Below are 17,560 nucleotides of genomic sequence, written 5' to 3' on the forward strand. Positions count from 1 at the left end.
TGTTACTTATTCAAGATATTTAACGTTGCATATAACTCGTCGCGACGAATTTCTAACTCGTCTTGTGTTTTCTTGATTTTCACTTCAATAATTTCTTCTTCTGCTTTTTTACCAACAGTGATTCTAAATGGGGCACCAACTAAGTCAGCATCTTTAAATTTCACTCCTGGACGTTCTTTTCTATCATCTAGTAACACATCTAAGCCATAGTTTTCTAATTCTTTTTCAATATCTAAGGCTAAGTTCCATTGATGCTCATCTTTTGGATTAATTGGGATGATATGTACATCAAATGGCGCAATTTCAGCTGGCCAGTTGATGCCATCCTCGTCAGACATTTGTTCGGTAATAGCTGAAAGTAAACGACTCACACCAATACCATAACACCCCATTTGAACGGGAATAGCTTTTCCATTTTCATCTAACACTTCTGCTTTCATTTTTTCAGAATAAAATGTACCAAGTTTAAAGATATGTCCTAGCTCAATACCTCGTGTAAATTGTAATTTCCCACGACCATCAGGAGAAATTTCTCCTTCTTTGACTAATCGTAAATCTAGGTATTCTTTCGGTTCAAAGTCACGACCTGGATTCACATTTTTGATATGATACCCTGTTTCATTTGCTCCAACTACTGTATTAGATAAATCTTGTACATATAAATCAGCTAGTAATTCAACCGTATCAGGTAATCCTACAGGACCTAAAGAACCAAATTCTACTCCTAAGACTTCTTTTACCTCATCATCTGTTGCTGGTTCTAAATTAACAGCGTTTAAATAATTTTTTAATTTTACGTCATTTAATTCGTGATCACCGCGAAGTAAAATCATCACAGGGTTTTCATCAGCCATATAAAACAAAGATTTCACTGTTTTATCTTCTGAAATAGATAGAAAGTCAGATAATTCTGCAATCGTTCCAACACCTGGGGTTTCAATTTTTTCCATTTCAAGTGGTGTTTCATGAGATTTTTTAGAGGCATAAAAACTAGTCGCCATCTCTAAATTAGCCGCATAATCACTTTCATTTGAATAAACAATCGTATCTTCACCAATCTCAGCAATGGCCATAAATTCTTTTGAATCATTACTTCCCATTGCACCGCCATCACCAATGATAATGCGGTAGTTTAAGCCACAACGGTCAAATATTTTTTTATAGGCTTCTTCAAAGTCATTAAAGCCTTCATCTAAACTCTCTGTTGAGGCATGGAAAGAATACGCATCTTTCATAATAAATTCGCGTCCACGTAGTAGACCAAAACGTGGACGTTTTTCCCCACGGTATTTTGATTGAATTTGGTATAGATAAAGTGGTAATTTTTTATAAGAATTCACATCTTTACGAATTAAATCTGTAAATGTTTCTTCATGTGTTGGTCCTAAAAGATACTCTTTATCACCATCTGCAGTAAACGTCATCAAGGCATCGCCATATGTTGCATAACGACCACTTTCTCGCCATAAATCAGCTGGTATAACGGCTGGTAAAAGCATCTCATTAGCATTAATTTTAGCAAATTCTTCTCGCATGATGTTTTCAATTTTTTGAATCACTTTATAAGCAAGTGGTAAATAAATATAATAACCACTTGACACCTGTCTAATGTATCCACCACGAAGTAACACTTTATGACTCATTGCCTCGGCTTCACTTGGTACCTCACGCAAAGTTGGCATAAAAAATTTTGATTGTTTCATTATTATTAAACTCCCCTAATCATATTATTGAATAAAAAATCGTTGAATATCATTCCAAGTAACAGCAACCATTAATACAACTAGAATCACCACTCCAGCCATAGTAATCATCACTTCTTTTTCTTGACTTAATGGTTTACCGCGAACACCTTCATATAAATTCAGCATTAACTTTCCACCATCAAGACCTGGTAATGGAATTAGGTTCATAATTCCTAAATTGACTGATAACATCGCGGTAAAGGATAAGATAGCGATGATGCCACTTTTTGACACAGATTCAGATAGTTTAAAAATCATGACAGGACCACCTAATTTATTAATACTAAATCCAGTAATCAAATCACCCAATGCTTTAAAAATAGTTAATGAATTAGCAATCATTTGTGTCACTCCATATTGGATCTTACCAAAAAATGATAATGGCATGAACTTATTGCTCATCTGAATCCCAATCATTCCAACACTAGGATTTTGTTCACTTTTTTCTGGTACGACTTCAACCGTTCTTTTTTCATTTTTATCATTTTCTAAAACTAAAGACACTTTTTTTCCAGCATTAGAAGAAATTTCTGCTGAAATATCCGTAAATTTTGGTGTGTCATTACTATTTACTTGAATAATTTTATCACCCGGTTTAATGCCTGCTTTATCCGCTACACTATTTTGGATAACTCCACCAATCGCATTTGATGGATCTTCAACATATTTTCCACCTTGCATAAAAGCTACAAGGATAAACAGAACTGCAGCTAAGATGAAATTATTCATGGGTCCTGCAAAATTTGTCATCATTCGACGACCTAAAGAAGCTGATTGAAATTGAACATCACGTGGTGCAATTTGTGTTTCAATACCATCTTCTTCAATAATCGTTGCGTCATGAGATACTGGAAAAATCTTTTCTTCAGATTCATCCCCATTTTCATATCCTTTAATAAATAATTTATCTTCTAAATCATATGCAATCAATTCAATTGGTATACTATTAGGTAATTGTACTTTTTTTGTTGGGTTGATTTTCGTTACAATACCATTTTCATCTATAACAAGTGACAAGTGCATTCCAGGAGATAGTTCTCCCTCCTCTTCACCTTCACCCGCCATTCGAACATACCCACCAATTGGTAGTAAACGGATAGTATACGTTGTTCCGTTATGACGATGATAAAATAATTTTGGTCCCATGCCAATTGAAAACTCACGAACCAATATGCCGCCACGTTTAGCAAAAATAAAATGACCAAACTCGTGAACTAGAACAATCAAACCAAACACAAAAATAAATGTTAAAAATGTTTTCATCAGAACATCCCTTCTACTTATTGTATCAATCTATTTAAAACAATCCGACTAAATGCATCAATGGAAAGACAAATAATAAGCTATCAAACCGATCTAATATGCCACCATGTCCTGGTAAAATATTTCCAGAGTCTTTCACACCATAGTAACGTTTATAAGCTGATTCAACCAAATCACCCAATTGTCCGACAACTGAAAAAATGATAGCTAGTAATAACATCACAAACACATTATAAGTTAATGGCCATATTAAAGTAAAAACAAGTGACACAACCACTGCACATAACATACCACCAAGAGAGCCTTCAACGGTTTTATTTGGGGAAATATCTGGTGCTAATTTTCTTTTACCATATTTTCTACCAATCATGTAAGCCCCAATATCTGTAGACCAAACAATAAATAATGCATACATCAAGACATGTAATCCCGTTTCTCTAGCAGAAATAAAGTTTTGAAAACCAGTCCCCACATATAAACTCACTAATACTGGAAAACCAATAGTATCAAAAGTTAACGCATTTTTAAGAAAAACAGGTAGAACTAATAATGCCATCACGACTAAATAAAACAAGGTGTTACCATTCACTGTTTTAGGTAAAAAATCATACCACGTTGAGCGTGGTAAAATCAACACAACGGAACCAACTATTGCTAAAATCCCCTCTGGTGTTTTAATGTCTAACCCTTTCATCCTAAATAACTCATAAACCGCAATCCCACCTAACATAGCCATCACGACTTGCAGTGGCATTTGTCCAATAACTATTAGTGGAATAAATAAAATTAATGCAACAACTGCTGTAATCACTCTTTGTCTCATTTACTTGCCTCTCCTTCTATTTTCAATCCCCCAAAACGACGTTGACGTTTTTGGTAAGACCCAATGGCCTCTTCTAAGTGGACCAAACTAAACTCTGGCCAATAGGTCTCTGTAAAATATAATTCACTATAAGCAATTTGCCATAATAAAAAATTACTGATTCTCTCTTCCCCACTTGTTCGAATCAATAAATCTGGGTCTTGTAACTCGTTTCCCAAACTTGCTGTCATTAAATAATTAGAAAACATATCCTCATCAACTTCTTCTGTGAAGTTTCCTTGTTTTACTTCATTTAACAAGTCGTTTACTGCTGTTAAGATTTCTGCCCGACTACCATAGTTTAACGCAAAGTTTAATATCATGCCTGTGTTATTTTTTGTTTCCTTAATAGCATTTTCTACTGCTTTTTGCGTGTGTTTTGGTAAATGTTCTGTAAAGCCCATCACATTGACCTTGACATTTTCTTTAATCAACTCTGGTACAAAGACATCAAAGAAATCAACTGGTAATTTCATTAAAAAATCGACTTCATTTGATGGACGCTTCCAATTTTCCGTCGAGAAAGCGTATAATGTTAATACTTTAACTCCTAATTTGCTTGCATAAGTCGTTATTTTTTTAACATTATTCATCCCTTCCTTATGTCCAGCAATACGTGGAAGACGTCTTTTTTGCGCCCACCGTCCATTACCGTCCATTATAATTGCTATATGCTTGGGAATATCTCCATCTTTGGAAAAGTTTATCGTTTTTTCTTCTCCTAATTTTTTCTTCGTTTGCTTTGTAAATATATTAAACATAAAAAAGCCCCCTCAAAAGACTTGAGCATAAACATGCACTCACCTTATTGTAGCAAATGGGACTAGAAAAACCTATAAAAAAAAGGATAATCCTACTTTTTTTAAAAGAAATTATAAAAAAACAAGCCACGAATCTCTTCGTGGCTTTATTTTATTCGTTAAACATCTAAAATTTCTTTTTCTTTTTCACTAACAATGGCTTCAATATTTTTTGCACTAGCATCAGTCAATGATTGAACATCTTTTTCAAATCCACGTAACTCATCTTCAGAAATTTCTTTGTTTTTTTCTAATTTTTTCAATTCATCAATCGCATCACGACGGATATTACGAATAGCAATCTTAGCATTTTCACCTTGTTTGCCCACTTCTTTCGCAATATCTTTACGACGTTCTTCTGTTAATTGAGGGATAACCAAACGAATAACTGTTCCATCATTAGTTGGTGAAATACCAATATCACTTGCTAGAATAGCTTTTTCAATGTTTTCCATTGCAGATTTATCGAAAGGCGTAATCATTAATACACGCGCTTCTGGAATGGTAATAGAAGACAACTGATTTAGTGGTGTTGGTACTCCGTAGTAGTCTACTGTAATACGTTCTAACAAACTAGCGTTAGCACGACCTGCTCTAATTTGCCCTAATTCACGACGTAAACTTTCCTCAGATTTTTTCATCTTTTCTTTTGCATCATTTAAAATCGTTTGACTCATAATTTATTTCCCCCTTACAGTTGTTCCGATTTGTTCACCTAAACAAACTCGTTTAATATTTCCTGGTTCATTCATATTGAAAACTACTAAAGGTATATCATTATCCATACTTAAACTACTTGCTGTTGAATCCATTACTGATAAGCCTTTTGAAATAACTTCCATATGAGTTAATTCTTCAAATTTTGTGGCATTCATATCTAACTTAGGATCTGCAGAGTATACTCCATCCACGTTATTTTTAGCCATTAAAATAACATCTGCACCAATTTCAACTGCTCTAAGTGCTGCTGTAGTATCTGTAGTGAAATATGGATTACCGGTTCCACCAGCAAAAATAACAACACGGCGTTTTTCTAAATGACGAATAGCACGACGTCTGATATACGGCTCAGCAATTTGTCTCATTTCAATTGATGTTTGGACGCGGGTTGGTACACCCAAGTTTTCAAGTGTATCTTGTAGTGCTAGTCCATTCATTACAGTAGCAAGCATTCCCATGTAATCTGCTTGAGAACGTTCCATTCCCATTTCAGCACCAATATTACCGCGCCAAATATTTCCACCACCAACAACTATAGCCACTTCTATTCCAAGATCGTGAATTTCTTTAATTTCTTTCACTAAGCCATTGACAACACTTGGATTAATGCCAAATCCTTTTTCTCCAGCTAATGCTTCGCCACTAACTTTTAATAATACTCTACGATATGTGGGTTCTACCATTTTTATGCCTCCGCTTTTATCCTTTAGTCTTACTATACAAACCACTTTATACAGTAATTTTTTCAAAAAAAAGGAGCGCATATATCATAACAACAATAAATGCGTTCCCGATGATTAACTATTTACCCATTTGACTTGCAACTTCATCAGCAAAGTTTTCTTCACGTTTTTCCATACCTTCTCCAACTTCAAAACGTACGAATTCTTTCACTGTTCCACCTTTAGATGCAACAAATTTTTCAACAGTCATATCTGGATCTTTAACGAATGGTTGGTCTACTAAACAAATTTCAGCTAAGAATTTATTCATACGACCAATAACCATTTTTTCAACGATTTTTTCTGGTTTACCTTCATTTAAAGCTTGCTCTGTTAATACTTTTTTCTCATGATCTAGTTCATCTTGAGATACTTGGTCTTGAGATACGTAACGAGGATTAATAGCTGCAACATGCATTGCAACATCTTTCGCTACGACTTCATCTGTTGTTCCATTAATAACTGTTAATACGGCAATACGTCCACCCATGTGTAAGTATCCACCAAATGCAGCGTTATCGTCTTTTTCTAAGATTTCAAAACGACGGAAGCTGATTTTTTCTCCAATAACTTGAGTTGCTTCAATCACGTCAGACTCAATTGTACCTGTTTCTGTTTTAATTTTTAAAGCTTCTTCCATGTTAGCTGGTTTGTTTTCAGCAACTAATTTAGCAATATTTTTTACTAAGTCTTGGAATTTTTCGTTTTTAGCAACGAAATCTGTTTCAGAGTTAACTTCAACGATAGCAGCTGTATTTCCATTAACGTATACATTTGCTAAACCTTCAGCAGCGATACGATCATTTTTCTTACCAGCTTTTGCCATTCCTTTTTCTCTTAACAAATCGATTGCTTCTTCCATTTTACCTTCAACTTCAACTAACGCACGTTTAGCGTCCATCATACCGACACCAGTACGTTCGCGTAATTCTTTTACCATAGAAGCACTAATTTTACCCATTTATTGTTTCCTCCCAAGTGTTTGTGTATTATTTTAATGAAAAAGCCATCTAAGACAATTGACAAAACCATTGGCTACTTTGTTCACCTTTGCCAGCAGCCCTAGACAGCTTTAATTTATTTATTATTCAGCGTTACTTCCTTCAACCACTTCAACGATTTCTTCGATTGATGGAGCTTCCTCAGAAACAACTTCTTCTGTAAAGACTTCTTCTACAATTTCATCTTCGCCTTGGCGACCTTCGATGAATGCATCAGCCATTTTTCCAGAAATTAATTTAACCGCACGAATTGCATCATCGTTTGATGGGATAACAACATCGATCTCATCTGGATCACAGTTAGTATCAACCATAGCAACGATTGGAATATTTAATTTATGAGCTTCTTGAACGGCAATACGTTCTTTACGTGGGTCAACGATAAACATAACATCAGGAATTCTTGGCATATCAGCGATACCACCTAAGAATTTTTCTAATCTTTCACGTTCTTTCATTAAACCAGCAACTTCTTTTTTAGGTAAGACTTCAAAAACACCGTCTTCTTCCATAGTTGTGATTTGTTTCAAACGTGCAATACGTTTTTGGATTGTATCCCAGTTAGTCAATGTTCCACCTAACCAACGATGGTTAACGTAGAATTGACCTGAACGAATTGCTTCGTCTTTAATCGCTTCTTGAGCTTGTTTTTTAGTTCCTACAAATAAAGCAATTCCGCCTTCTTCAGCGATGTTTCTCATATAGTTATAAGCATCATCTACTAAGCGAACTGTTTTTTGTAAATCAATGATATAAATACCATTTCTTTCTGTGAAGATATATTTCTTCATTTTTGGGTTCCAGCGACGAGTTTGGTGCCCAAAATGTACACCAGCTTCAAGTAACTGTTTCATGCTAATTACTGCCATTTTTTGTTTCCTCCAATGTGGTTTTTATTTTCCCTCTTAACAGCCTCACTTTTTTTGTGGACTTAAAGTATTTAAGCACCTCACAAAAAATCAGCTGAAAATGTGGATTTGATCCTACCTTACAGTAGCACCTTTGTTAGTATATAACAGCCATATAAGAAAATCAAACATTTTTCACTAATTTTTTATATCAGAGACTTTTTATTTTTCTTTTTTACTATACTCTACTTTTCTTGTATACTTAAATTACTATTATATAGGAGGCAATTTACTACATGACAACTTTTTACTGCATGAGACATGGGAAAACTGAATTTAATCAAGCAGGTATTTTTCAAGGGGGGCTGGTTGATTCACCACTGCTTGATGAAGGGATTGAAACAGCCAAAAAAGCTGGAAACTATTTGCAAGATGTGTCTTTTGATCGTGTGATTATCTCTCCTCAAAAACGTGCACAAGATACCGCGAGAGCCTTTTTATCTACTCACTCCTCTAATCCAATAAAAGAAACGGTTGAAGATATACGGGAAATGAAATTTGGTACTTGGGATGGTACCCTTGAAAAAAGCTATGAAGGTCAGACTCAATTTGAGCATTTAAAATATCGCCCTCATCTTTATGATCCAAGTGAATTTGGTGGAGAAGATTTTGAGACACTATTAAATCGAACAAAATCTGTTTTTAAAGAATATGCTACTAAATATCCCAATGACACTATTTTAGTTGTTTCTCATGGATTAACACTTCAAACATTACTTAAGCATTTTCAAGGGTTACCCATTAGTGACATTAGAAACGGTGAACTTTTAGGAAATACAAGTATTTCTATTATTGAAGCAAAAAATGCTGAAGAATTTTCCGTGACACGCTATAATGATTTAACTCATACTCTTTAATCTTTTTATCTACTCAGCTCCTTTATTTCATGTTAAAATGAAAAAGTTCGATTAAATTAAGGAGTGTTATAAAAATGAAGCAATTTAGCAACACACTTTTAAAGTATGCAAAGAAAATAGAGTGGCATTCATTTTTAATGGGTGGATTGATGATGATTTTTGGATTTATTATGGTTTTCCATCTTGATTCACAAATCAAACAGTTTAGTATTATCATGGGACTTGTCGCTATTTTAAAAGGTTTTTTAAACTTCAATTATTATTCGACAAACATTCGATTGGAGCCAAAAGAAACATGGCATATTATTTATCTCATCTCAGGAATTGTCAGTGTCATTGTTGGTCTTTCTATTATCTTTAATTTTTCAGCAACAAATAATGCACTTTGTGTCATTTGTGGTCTTTGGTTTATTTGGGATTATATCCCACAAATTATTTTGAGTGAATTGGAATTTATCAATGAATCACAACTTCTTATCACTTTCAGGATCATACAAGGGATCTCCGTCTTATGCGGTGTTATATTAATATTCCAATCGTTTATTCCATTCATTAATCCTTTAATGTTTGCCATCGTCTATTATTTTCTCTCTGGGGGAATTCTTCTTTGGGAAAATTATCAAATTATAAAAAAAAGAAGCTAATCTTTTATTTTGAAAAGACAGCTTCTTTTTTTTGTCTATTTTTCAATATTATCAAAATAATGGCAAAACAGCCTAATAAGGCATATTTACTCATATCTAATACTGATATAGCATTTGTATCAATTTGTTTAAAAGTATAGCTTCGAAGAATATTATCTAACGATACATTATGTGCATACTTTGTTACGATAAATAACGTTGACATCATAAGTAATTGATGTAAAATGCTCCCAATATTTCCTAAGCGATATTTGGCAATTAACCGAAAATCTCTTGGCAAAACTGGATAATGATAAACCGCTTGATTTAATTGCTGATTATAAATAGAGGTAATCACACTTAAAGTAAACACTCCTACATAAAATAATTCGTGCGTTATCAATAATAAAAAGCCGAACATCAAGCCATAAAAAATAATTTTCTCTTTATTCTGTATTTTTTTTGCCATCATTGGAGAGATAATAATGGAAGTTAAATACAAACTATATATTATCATTAATGAAGATTTTCCATGATTAATCATTTGATACAATGTGCAAAACACTAAAATAAAATTAGTCAACATACCTTTATATAACATCATAGCACTCTCTAGCGGTCTAAATTGACGTTGACGCGTAATTTTTTTATAGTAAATAAAGTAAATAACCAACAGTATAGCCATTATAATCATCAGTGTTAATAAAAAATGACTCACACCTAATTTTTTATCCCCTTTTATGATAAACACACTAAAAAATCCAACAAAAAATAAAACAAGTGTTTCAATAGTTGAATAATTTGGATAAGGAATCGTTTCATCTATTGTATAGGTTGGATAAGTTGATAAAACACTAGCTAACAACAATAAACTTAATCCTAAAAATAAAAAGGTTCCTACTATTGATGCATCAATCAACTTAAACAATATAGTTGAAAAAATAATGGCAAAACCTAATGAATATAATTGGTTGCTTTCTTTATTATTAAAATCATTCAGTGTTCTCTCATGAAACATAACTGTCATATAGCTTGGAAACATTAAACCTGAACAAATACCCAATAACCCTCCAGCAATCCAACCAAACGCAATCGATTGATTCAGCAATAACCCAAACCCACAACCTAAAATACCTAGTCCAATTGCTACAAATAATAAGCGTCGCATAGGCAATGTTTTTAAACGAATTAAAAACAAAATAGTTGATTTAAAGCAATAAAAGAATAGTAAGGGTAATAAATAACGAAATTCATGATTATTTTGTAAAAAAATATGGACCAAAATAAATATTGGAAATAAGTTCATTCCGTTAACCAATACAAAAGGAATAAACTGTAATGATTCAAACTTCTTTTTCACGGTCTCCACCACAGCACCTCTCTTTCCCTACTTAGTTTACAATATTTTTTTCTTCTTAACAAAATTCTTTATACTTTAGAAATATCCTTTTTTTCGTTATAATACATTTATACTCAAAGGAGGAATTCAAGTGCTAACAATTAAACAAATTCCAACAGGTGCAATCCAAGAAAATTGCTACTTAATTTATAATAATCAATCATTACTGATAGTCGATCCAGGTGACGATGCAAAAAAAATCGAATCTGCCATAGATGAACTCAATGTAAACCCTGAAGCTATTCTTATTACACATGCTCACTATGATCACATTGGTGCGGTAGATGAAATCAGAGATAGATACAATATTCCTGTATATATTAGTCCAATTGAACAATCATGGCTGACTGATCCACAATTAAACTTATCAGGTCTAGCTCGTCATGATGATATGGCTGATGTAACTGCTAGAGAAGCTGAATTTGAATTTAAAAACTATGATACATACACTATTGGTGACATGACATTTAAAGTCGTTCCAACACCTGGACACTCACCAGGTAGTGTTAGCTTTATTTTTGATGATTTTGTTGTTTGTGGTGATGCTCTATTTAGAGGTAGTGTCGGACGAACTGACTTACCTTTTGGCGATTCACAAACCTTGCTTTCTGGTATAAAAGCTGAATTATTTACTCTGCCAGATGAATTCAAAGCCTATTCAGGTCATGGCCCCGTAACAAGTATTGGTCGTGAAAAACGCGAAAATCCATTTTTTAATTAAAGAGCTTTTAACTCCTTAGATAATTAAATTTTTCTAAGGGGTTTTTTTTCGAAAAAAGATTTGGTTTTAAAAAAAGATAATGTATACTTAATTGTGATAAAAAGGAAAAAGGAGACTATTAAGAATGGATTTTTATAATATATTAAAAGTGATCTTTTTAGGGATTGTTGAGGGGATTACAGAATGGCTGCCAATCAGTAGCACTGGTCATTTGATTTTAGTAGACCAATTTTTAAAGCTTGATGCTTCAAATGACTTTAAAGAAATGTTTAATGTCGTCATTCAACTAGGAGCAATTCTCGCCGTAGTGGTTCTTTATTTCAATAAATTAAACCCATTTGCTAGAAATAAATCTGATATTGAAAAAAAAGATACTTGGTCTTTATGGTTCAAAGTAGTGGTTGCATGTATTCCAGCAGGTGTCTTAGGAATTTTGTTTGATGATTTTTTAGAGGAACATTTTCATAAGTTTGTCCCTGTTGCGATGATGTTAATTCTTTATGGTGTACTATTTATTATTGTTGAAAATAGAAATAAAACCATTAAACCAACCACAACAACGCTTAATCAACTAACTTATAAAACTGCCTTCATTATTGGTTTATTCCAAGTGCTGTCATTAATACCTGGAACATCTCGTTCAGGTGCTACTATTATTGGGGCAATAATTATTGGCTGTTCACGTTATGTAGCAGCAGAATTTACTTTCTTTTTAGGAATTCCTGTCATGTTTGGAGCTAGTGGGGTTAAGATTTTGAAGTTCTTATTAAAAGGAAATTCGTTTGGTTCTCCTGAAATCATCTTATTATCAATTGGCACAATTGTTTCATTTGTCGTTTCAATATTAGCGATCAAGTTCTTGATGGGTTACATCAAAAAACATGATTTCAAAGTTTTTGGTTGGTATCGAATTATTTTGGGAACCATCATTCTCATTTACTGGTTAACAACATTATAATCAATAAAAACCGTTTAAGAAGCGATTCATCGCTTCTTTTTTTTATAATCATTCTCATTGATAACGACTATCAATCCCATCTAGATTATAACTATTCTAATCTAGATTTTTTTGTGTTACACTTAGTTCATAAGGAGGTAATACAAATGACTTATATTAAAGAAAACAAACAAATGCTTGCCACAATCGTCTGTGGTACCCTTATGTTATTAGGTTTTATTGTAGACAAAAATCACATGAATTTTGCTCCTATTATTTATATTATCGGAATGATTATCGGTGGATTTTCACAGACAAAAGAAGGAATCGAGGACACAATTGAGAATAAACATTTAAGTGTCGATTTATTAATGGCTCTAGCTGCTATTGGTGCCTGCACAATTCAATTTTATTTTGAAGGAATTATGTTAACATTTATTTTTTCATTAAGTGGTTCATTAGAAGAATACACAACAAGTAAAAGTAAAAAAGAAATTGAAAACCTAATGGCTATTCAGCCGGAAAATGCCTTTTTATTATTAGCTGATAATACAACAAAAGAAGTTCCTGTTGCAGAGCTAAAAATTGGTGATACATTGCTTGTTCCTAAAGGATCAAGTGTCCCAATTGATGGAGAATTATTAAGTGATCACTCTTCCGTTGATGAAGCCGCCATTACAGGCGAATCTATTCCAGTCGAAAAATTACATCATGATGCTTTATTTGCTGGGACAATTAATGTAGGAAATGCTATCTCGATGATAGTAACCAAAGAAGCTAAAGATACCTTGTTTAGTAAAATCATTCAATTAGTTGATGAGGCACAAAACACGCCTTCAAAAACAGCGAGTTTCTTAGATCGATTTGAAAATACCTATGTTAAAGTTGTATTGGTTATTGTCCCACTAATGATTTTCCTTCCTTATTTCGTTTTAGGTTGGACTTGGAATGAGAGTTTCTATCGTGGGATGGTTCTATTAGTTGTCGCCTCTCCTTGCGCTCTTGTTGCCTCAGCTACACCTGCTACTCTAGCTGCTATTTCTAACGGGGCAAAAAATGGCGTTCTTTTTAAAGGTGGCGTCTTTTTAGAATCACTCTCTGATTTAAAAGCTATTACCTTTGATAAAACAGGAACTCTTACAAAAGGAATTCCTGTTGTAACAGATGAAATATTTATTGAAACCCAATGCGATAAAGCCATTTCAGCTTTAGTGACCATTGAAAAAAATTCTACTCATCCTTTAGCCAATGCTATTGTGAGATTCTATCAAGATTCAAAAGTATCTATTAACGATACACTTATTGTAGAAGAAATTACAGGATCAGGTATGCAAGCAACTGAAGAAGACACTTTATGGAAAGTTGGAAACAGTGATTTTGTGACAAATAAACACCTTGATAATAAAACGCTGGAAAAAACATTGCAATTACAGCAAGAAGGAAAGACAGTCATTTATCTATCTAAAAATAATCAAGTAGTGGCGTTCTTTGGATTACTTGACGTACCAAAACCTGAAGCGATTGAATGTGTTAACTATTTTAAAAAAGTTGGTATTACAACTACTATGTTAACAGGTGATCATCACCAAACAGCCAATGCTGTCGCTCAAATAGTTGGCGTGGATCATGTAATAGCTGACTGTCTACCCGAAGATAAAACGATTTTTATTAAAGAACAAAAAGATAAAGTTGGAACCAACGCTATGATTGGTGATGGAATAAATGATGCTCCAGCATTGGCAAATGCAACGATTGGTGTTGCTATGGGGCAAGGAACTGACATTGCTATTGATGTTGCTGATATTGTATTAATGCAAAATGATTTAAATAAATTGGCGATGAGTCACGAAATGTCTCTAAAACTAAAAAAAATTGTGACTGAAAATATCATCTTTTCTATTTCTATGATTGTTTTATTGATTATCTCAAATTTCTTACAAGTCATTAACCTTCCATTAGGTGTTATTGGACATGAAGGGAGTACCATTTTAGTCATATTAAATGGTTTGAGACTGTTAAAACCAATCAAAAAAGAAAAAAAACCTTTCTATACTCAACCCAAAACAAAGACAGCTAACTAAAATCTTGGACAAATTGTCCAAGATTTTTTCATTGTCATTTAGAAAACTTTATGATATAGTTTTAAAAACTAGATAAAGGAGTTTTTAATATTGATTAATTCTATTACGGATGATTTAACAGATTTTTCTCTACCTGTATGGGATGAATTACCAGATATTGATGTTTATATGGACCAATTAGTTACTATTATTGATCGATATTTACAACCTTTATCTGAAAATGGCATACCTTTTAAGCCATTAACCCCCTCAATGGTAAATAATTACGTTAAATTAAAGTTAATCCCTAAACCAATCAAAAAAAGATATAGTCGAAAACATATTGCAAGGATTATTGTAATTACTATTTTAAAACAAGTATTTGATATTCCTTCTATTCAACAAAGCATTGATTTACAAACTGAAAATACTAATTCAAAAGATGCTTACAATTTATTTTGTCAGTATCTTCATGAATCACTTCATGCTTTTTCAACACAGGGAGAAACAATTGTATTTAATAATCCCGAAACAGATATCGCCCCTATACGTTGGGCATGTATTACAATTGTGAGTAAATTATTTACAGAATGCGCCCTCACATCTACGCTAAATATGATAAACAATAAGGAGATGGTATCACAACATGACTGAAAAAATGGCATTATTTGTTGATTCCGGAATGGACTTACCACCAGAAATCGCAGCACTAGATGGTGTATTTATTGTTCCTTTAAGTATTAATTATTCAAATGGGAGCTTCTTGGATAAAATCGATATCACAGCCGCTGAAATTTATGACCGATTAGATCAAGAAATCCCCACAACGTCTCTTCCCTCACTTGAAATTATTGAAAATACTATTCAGCAAATAAAAAATGAAGGATACACACACATCTTAGCTGTATCTATTTCTAGTGGCTTAAGTGGGACTCACAATGCATTAAGATTATTATTAAATGGTCATGAAGATATCACCTCTCACATTATTGATACGAAAAGTATTGGTATTGGTGGTGGGATACAAGCTGCTTACTTAAAAGAATTAATTGACAAACACTATTCATTTGATTCTCTTGTTGAAATTGGAGAATTGTTACCTAAAAAAGGTCGGATCTTTTTTAGTATTCCGACTCTTGAATATTTAAAAAAAGGTGGAAGAATTGGTTTAGTTACTTCTATTTTAGGGACAGCTTTAAACCTTAACCCAGTGATTTCATGTAATGATGAAGGGATTTACTATACGGTGACAAAAGCTCGTGGTAGAAAAAAAAGTTTACAAAAAATGATTGACCAATTAGTCGCTTTTGGTGAAAATAGTACAGACTACCGCATAGGCATTGCATATGGAACCTGTCAAGAGGAAGCTGAACTTGTCAAAAAAACAATTGAGGAAAAATTACCACATGCTACAGTTATTTATTTTAATGACGTCAGTCCTGTATTAGGGGTTCACACTGGTCCAGACGTCATTGGTGTCACTATTTTAGATTTAAATTAAGAAACATTGCAATTAATTTATTGCAAACTGATTATGGTTTCTGTATAATGAGAATGTTGATTACATATGATTTATCAATGTAAACTCTATGTCGGAGGTGAAAATAAATGCCAAATATCGAATCTGCTATCAAACGTGCTCGCACTAGCAAGATTGCAAACGAGTCTAACTCTGCAAAATTAAGCAAAATGCGTACTGCTATGAAGAAATTTGAAAAAGCTGTAGAAGAAAATGCTGATAATCAACAAGAATTATTAGTTGCTGCTACACGCGAAATTGATATGGTTAGTGCAAAAGGATTAATCCATCAAAACAAAGCAAACCGTGAAAAATCACGTTTAGCTAAAAAAATCGCAAAATAAAAAAACTTGATTGACTGAATCTTTTGATTTCTAGTCATCAAGTTTTTTCTTTTATTTAAATTGTTTCATTAAAAAGAGTTCAAACAACAAATTAGCATCCATATAACCTGATTTCATCTTATAATCATTTTCGACTAAATAATCAAAAATAGCACCTAGTGTTTTTAAATCAAATTTTTTTGCTTCTTGTAGTGATAGTTTTATTCTATAGGGATGGATTTTCAACACATCAATCATATTACTTTGTTGATAATGCCTTTCTGCCATTATTTTCACTTGTAACAACAAACGAAACTGACTAATTAAAATAGCGTTAATTTTAATAGGGTCTTCTCCTTGTAGTAATAATTCATTATATAAAGCCAATGATTGCTCTTTTTGATTAGCTAAAATATACTTCAGTAAGTCAAAAATACTATGTTCTAGTGACCTTGGGATGAGTTGTTTAACCATCTCTTTGGTTATTTTTTTTGATTCAGTTGCTACCAAAAACAATTTATCTAATTCATTCATCATTTGGCTAAGATTAGCATTCGTCAAATAAATAAATTCTTCAAACGCCTCTTTGCTTATCTCGTAGCCTTCATTTTTTATCGTATCTGAAACATATTGTTGTGCCAAACGATTCGTCATATCCGAAACATCAATCAGTGTTGCTTCTTTTTTTAATTTTTTTACTATTTTCTTACGTTCGTCTAACTTATCATAAGGTGCTAAAAACACTAATATCGTTGATGGGGAAGGCTCATCAAGATAGTCTAATAATGTATTTAAATTATGTTCAACATCTGTCTTTTTCTTTTCACCTGTCAAAAAGTATGGTTCTTGAATGAAGATAATCTTTCTTTCTCCAAAAAAAGGAATCGTTTGTGCTTCTATCATAACGTTATCTAACAAGTCTTGCTTCATATCAAAAGTCATCAAGTTAAAAGATTGCTCTTCTTCTTCCATGCCAGATGCGATTAATTGTTGTTTAAATTGATTAGTAAGATACCGCTCTTTTCCCAATAGGACATAAACAGAATCAAATTTTTTTTCTTTAATTTTTGCGATTTCTTTTTGAAAACTCACTTATTACG

General features: G+C 32.9%; 18 protein-coding genes. 8 read left to right on the forward strand and 10 right to left on the reverse strand.

Going from position 1 to position 17,560, the window contains the following annotated elements:
* Positions 1 to 2: 2 nt before the first annotated feature.
* The 8 genes from AC37UB_RS03475 to rpsB form a co-directional block, all read right to left on the reverse strand.
* A complete protein-coding gene (locus AC37UB_RS03475; RefSeq protein ID WP_490685332.1) occupies positions 3 to 1,703 on the reverse strand; it encodes a proline--tRNA ligase in 1,701 nt (566 codons plus the stop codon).
* Between the two features lie 24 nt (positions 1,704 to 1,727).
* Positions 1,728 to 3,008 carry an RIP metalloprotease RseP gene (gene rseP, locus AC37UB_RS03480; protein ID WP_117973036.1) on the reverse strand — a complete coding sequence of 427 codons (1,281 nt, stop codon included), beginning with the start codon at positions 3,006 to 3,008 and terminating at the stop codon, positions 1,728 to 1,730.
* 34 nt (positions 3,009 to 3,042) lie between these two features.
* Positions 3,043 to 3,831, reverse strand: a complete 789-nt coding sequence (locus AC37UB_RS03485) for a phosphatidate cytidylyltransferase (RefSeq protein ID WP_242093655.1) — start codon at positions 3,829 to 3,831, stop codon at positions 3,043 to 3,045.
* Entirely contained in the window at positions 3,828 to 4,631 is an 804-nt protein-coding gene (uppS, locus tag AC37UB_RS03490; protein ID WP_242093657.1) for an undecaprenyl pyrophosphate synthase, read from the reverse strand. The genes AC37UB_RS03485 and uppS overlap by 4 nt, the downstream gene beginning before the upstream one ends.
* 158 nt (positions 4,632 to 4,789) lie before the next feature.
* Complete coding sequence (gene frr / locus AC37UB_RS03495; RefSeq protein ID WP_117973039.1) at positions 4,790 to 5,347, reverse strand: ribosome recycling factor; 558 nt, start codon at positions 5,345 to 5,347, stop codon at positions 4,790 to 4,792.
* 3 nt (positions 5,348 to 5,350) lie between these two features.
* Complete coding sequence (gene pyrH, locus AC37UB_RS03500) at positions 5,351 to 6,073, reverse strand: UMP kinase (RefSeq protein ID WP_117973040.1); 723 nt, start codon at positions 6,071 to 6,073, stop codon at positions 5,351 to 5,353.
* 118 nt (positions 6,074 to 6,191) lie between these two features.
* On the reverse strand, positions 6,192 to 7,073 hold the full coding sequence (tsf, locus tag AC37UB_RS03505; RefSeq protein WP_117973041.1) for a translation elongation factor Ts: 882 nt from the start codon (positions 7,071 to 7,073) through the stop codon (positions 6,192 to 6,194).
* A gap of 123 nt (positions 7,074 to 7,196) precedes the next feature.
* Positions 7,197 to 7,982, reverse strand: a complete 786-nt coding sequence (gene rpsB / locus AC37UB_RS03510; RefSeq protein ID WP_117973042.1) for a 30S ribosomal protein S2 — start codon at positions 7,980 to 7,982, stop codon at positions 7,197 to 7,199.
* Between the two features lie 275 nt (positions 7,983 to 8,257).
* Between rpsB and AC37UB_RS03515 the strand changes: the two genes are divergently transcribed.
* On the forward strand, positions 8,258 to 8,878 hold the full coding sequence (locus AC37UB_RS03515) for a histidine phosphatase family protein (RefSeq protein ID WP_117973043.1): 621 nt from the start codon (positions 8,258 to 8,260) through the stop codon (positions 8,876 to 8,878).
* Between the two features lie 74 nt (positions 8,879 to 8,952).
* On the forward strand, positions 8,953 to 9,522 hold the full coding sequence (locus tag AC37UB_RS03520; protein WP_117973044.1) for a DUF308 domain-containing protein: 570 nt from the start codon (positions 8,953 to 8,955) through the stop codon (positions 9,520 to 9,522).
* Positions 9,523 to 9,526: 4 nt separating this feature from the next.
* Here the strand turns inward: AC37UB_RS03520 and AC37UB_RS03525 are convergent, their stop codons facing one another.
* Positions 9,527 to 10,861, reverse strand: a complete 1,335-nt coding sequence (locus AC37UB_RS03525) for a hypothetical protein (protein WP_490685333.1) — start codon at positions 10,859 to 10,861, stop codon at positions 9,527 to 9,529.
* 130 nt (positions 10,862 to 10,991) lie between these two features.
* On the opposite strand from AC37UB_RS03525, the gene AC37UB_RS03530 reads away from it, so the two are divergent.
* The 6 genes from AC37UB_RS03530 to rpsT all read left to right on the forward strand — a co-directional run bounded on the left by AC37UB_RS03530 (position 10,992) and on the right by rpsT (position 16,481).
* The gene (locus AC37UB_RS03530; protein ID WP_490685334.1) at positions 10,992 to 11,621 is read left to right on the forward strand and encodes an MBL fold metallo-hydrolase; all 630 of its coding nucleotides are present in this window, start codon (positions 10,992 to 10,994) and stop codon (positions 11,619 to 11,621) included.
* A 124-nt stretch (positions 11,622 to 11,745) separates the two neighbouring features.
* Positions 11,746 to 12,579, forward strand: coding sequence for an undecaprenyl-diphosphate phosphatase (locus AC37UB_RS03535; RefSeq protein WP_117973047.1), 834 nt, complete (start codon positions 11,746 to 11,748; stop codon positions 12,577 to 12,579).
* Between the two features lie 146 nt (positions 12,580 to 12,725).
* Positions 12,726 to 14,639, forward strand: a complete 1,914-nt coding sequence (locus AC37UB_RS03540; protein WP_490685335.1) for a heavy metal translocating P-type ATPase — start codon at positions 12,726 to 12,728, stop codon at positions 14,637 to 14,639.
* Between the two features lie 90 nt (positions 14,640 to 14,729).
* Positions 14,730 to 15,272: a DUF1836 domain-containing protein gene (locus tag AC37UB_RS03545; protein WP_117973049.1), complete on the forward strand. Its 543-nt coding sequence runs from the start codon at positions 14,730 to 14,732 to the stop codon at positions 15,270 to 15,272.
* A complete protein-coding gene (locus AC37UB_RS03550) occupies positions 15,265 to 16,119 on the forward strand; it encodes a DegV family protein (RefSeq protein ID WP_117973050.1) in 855 nt (284 codons plus the stop codon). The genes AC37UB_RS03545 and AC37UB_RS03550 overlap by 8 nt, the downstream gene beginning before the upstream one ends.
* 107 nt (positions 16,120 to 16,226) lie before the next feature.
* Positions 16,227 to 16,481 carry a 30S ribosomal protein S20 gene (rpsT, locus tag AC37UB_RS03555; protein ID WP_117973051.1) on the forward strand — a complete coding sequence of 85 codons (255 nt, stop codon included), beginning with the start codon at positions 16,227 to 16,229 and terminating at the stop codon, positions 16,479 to 16,481.
* Between the two features lie 51 nt (positions 16,482 to 16,532).
* Here rpsT and holA read toward each other — a convergent pair whose 3' ends face one another.
* The gene (gene holA / locus AC37UB_RS03560; protein WP_117973052.1) at positions 16,533 to 17,552 is read right to left on the reverse strand and encodes a DNA polymerase III subunit delta; all 1,020 of its coding nucleotides are present in this window, start codon (positions 17,550 to 17,552) and stop codon (positions 16,533 to 16,535) included.
* Positions 17,553 to 17,560: the final 8 nt, after the last annotated feature.

This window comes from Vagococcus changpingensis (genome assembly GCF_058211775.1).